This window comes from Moorena sp. SIO4G3, from assembly GCF_010692305.1.
In the GTDB taxonomy this organism is placed as follows: domain Bacteria; phylum Cyanobacteriota; class Cyanobacteriia; order Cyanobacteriales; family Coleofasciculaceae; genus Moorena; species Moorena producens_A.
In genome coordinates this window covers 1-2,476 of the sequence record NZ_JAAHIG010000648.1, presented here as the reverse complement: position 1 = coordinate 2,476, position 2,476 = coordinate 1, and the positions used below count along the sequence as shown (strand labels likewise).

Annotated in this window: 2 protein-coding genes and 1 pseudogene; all 3 read right to left on the bottom strand. The window is 41.0% G+C overall.

The genetic code is table 11. The features are described 5' to 3' along the window. Positions 1-116: 116 nt before the first annotated feature. A complete protein-coding gene (locus F6J99_RS46065; RefSeq protein WP_365975462.1) occupies positions 117-386 on the bottom strand; it encodes an HNH endonuclease signature motif containing protein in 270 nt (89 codons plus the stop codon). Between the two features lie 240 nt (positions 387-626). Beyond that, positions 627-716 (bottom strand): annotated as a pseudogene (locus F6J99_RS46060) (group II intron maturase-specific domain-containing protein); the annotation flags it as partial. 69 nt (positions 717-785) lie between these two features. Continuing rightward, a complete protein-coding gene (gene ltrA / locus F6J99_RS46055) occupies positions 786-1,868 on the bottom strand; it encodes a group II intron reverse transcriptase/maturase (protein ID WP_365975460.1) in 1,083 nt (360 codons plus the stop codon). Positions 1,869-2,476: the final 608 nt, after the last annotated feature.

Below are 2,476 nucleotides of genomic sequence, written 5' to 3'. Positions count from 1 at the left end.
TCTATTAAACTAAGCCAGGGGGTTGCCCCGCGTCTGACTCGTCTCCAAAACCGTACGTGATAGTTTCCCATCATACGGCTCCTCATAATAGGGTTCCTTGTCATGTGGCACCTCTTTCAAAATGGGTGGTCATTTAGTTCAGAGGAATCTTTACTTGATTCGTGACGCTTACTCTTGACTTTCATTTTGTGTTTTTCATCATGGCAATGTAGGTGGAGTAGTTCAAGGTTATTGATTTGGTCGTTTCCACCTTGTGCGCGTGGTACCTTATGGTGTGTTTCCATTAGGTCTCCATCCCTAAAGGTTAGTTTGCAGTGAGTACATTTACCTTTTTGTCTTTTGAGAAGTTTTACCTTCTGTTTGGACATTTCAGGGTGTTTACTCATTCTGGTACTCCAGTATATTAAATCCCCGTTGTAGGGGCTACTGTTTCCTTTGACCTTTGTGTGTCGAATGATTTCTGTTTTTGAATGTTTTGGAAGGTATATTCCTTCTTTTGTCATAAAAATCCAGTTATCTACCTTAGGTGCTTCCCAGGGGTTTTTAGGTTCAGTGACCTTGGTTCCCCAGTATTTCTTATTGACCCAGGTTTTTGACTTGTTGGGATGTCTTCGGTATCCCCATCTTTGAAGTTTGTTCCAGAGCACATAGTCTAACCCTGCATAGGTCTTTTTGCTTACTACACTCTTGTTGTAGTTGCACCAACCTTGTATGATGGGTTTAAGCCTGCTGATTAAGGCGGCTTGTGGAGCAGCTAGATGTTTTTCTATTACGTTTTCTAGCTGCTATTTGTGTTCCTTTACTTTTTTTTTTGATGGCTTAATGAGTGTTTTAAAACCTTGTTTTGATTGGTTTTTTCCTACCTGGTATTGTCGGATATTGAATCCGAGAAAATCAAATCCATTGTAGGTGTTGGTCAATCGGGTTTTACTAGGTTTTAATTCAAGGCCAATGTCTTTTAACCATGTTTCTATAACTTCTCTACACTTTTCTACCACTTCTTTGTTTTTGTGTATGATGACGAAATCGTCTGCATACCGTATGAGACTAATACTTCTTCTTCTATCCCTTTTCCCTTTTATTTGGGTTTCTTTATAGGATAGATTTTCTACGTATTCTTTTATTGTCTCTTCCATTCCGTGAAGGGCTATATTTGCCAAAAGGGGTGATATTATTCCCCCTTGTGGTGTACCCTCATTTGTAGAGGAAAGTGTTCCTTCGTCTATTACTCCCGCTTTTAACCACCCTTTGATTAATCGCTTCATAGTGGGGAAGGTATTTAATTTTGTGAGTAGTTTTTTATGGTTGATTTTGTCAAAACATTTCGATATATCGGCGTCTAATACCCACTTGGGTTTTTTGGCGATACTGTCGAATATTGCTTCGATGGCATCATGACATGACCTTCCTAGTCTGAAACCGTAGGAGTTGGTTTCAAAGCGAGCTTCCCATTCAGGTTCTAATGCCTGTTTGGTTAGTGCTTGTAGTGCTCTGTCGTATATGGTTGGTATTCCTAGTGGGCGTTTTTCTTTACGACCAGGTTTTTCAATCCATACTCTACGTGTGGGTTGAGGTCGTTTGTATACCCTGAGGTTTTCCGCTAGTTTTAGTCTTTGTTTTCCTGTTAAGGCTTTCCGACCATCTATTCCGGCGGTTTTTTTCCCTTTATTCTGTTGGGTTACCTTCCTGACTGCGAGCATTTTTGCTGACCAGGACTTCATTAAGGTTTTTTGTAACCGTCTTACCACGCGGACATCTCCACGTTCTGAGGCTTGATATATTCGTTTTTGTAACTTGAATACTGTGATTTCTAGCTTTCGCCAGTTTACCTTATTCCATTCCGACTCTTGTTTCAGAGTTTTAGACATATTCATTACTACTTACAACTATATCTTTTCCTATTACGTGAGTCTGTCAGCGTATCCACTACGTTACATAGTGACCTTAGCTTCTGACTCTATCTCTCCGTCGTAGACCTTGCGGCTAACTACCTACTTAGGAAATCGACCTTTCCTAAGAGCATCTACGCGGTTACTTCGTTCCTGAATTCCATTCTTTATGCTTTTAGAGTGATACTATCCACCGGGAATCTCTCAGAGAAATCATCACTTGGACGCGAAACCCTGTGATTCTATGGATTCCTTTACTGTTTGTTTCCAGCGTTAAGAGCCTTATTGCGCTGGTTGAAGATTACGATGGTTCCTGTGTATCTTCCCTTTCGGTACTCTTGAGCATCCTTCCTGCTACTAGCTCCATATTTAGGCTTATAGAGTTTCGCTGTTCGACCCCGCTTTAGACTAGAGCTTGTTAGTTCTCATTGCCTAGGGGTAGGGCTGTCACTCAGATTTCTTGAGGGTTGGTTTTTCACCAACATGGAATTCAAGTTATCAAGGTATGTCCTTGTGGTTAATCCCCCGTTACCGGTTTCTAACCAACGAATCGCACTCGCATGTTCTTCACGCTGCCTACTTATTTT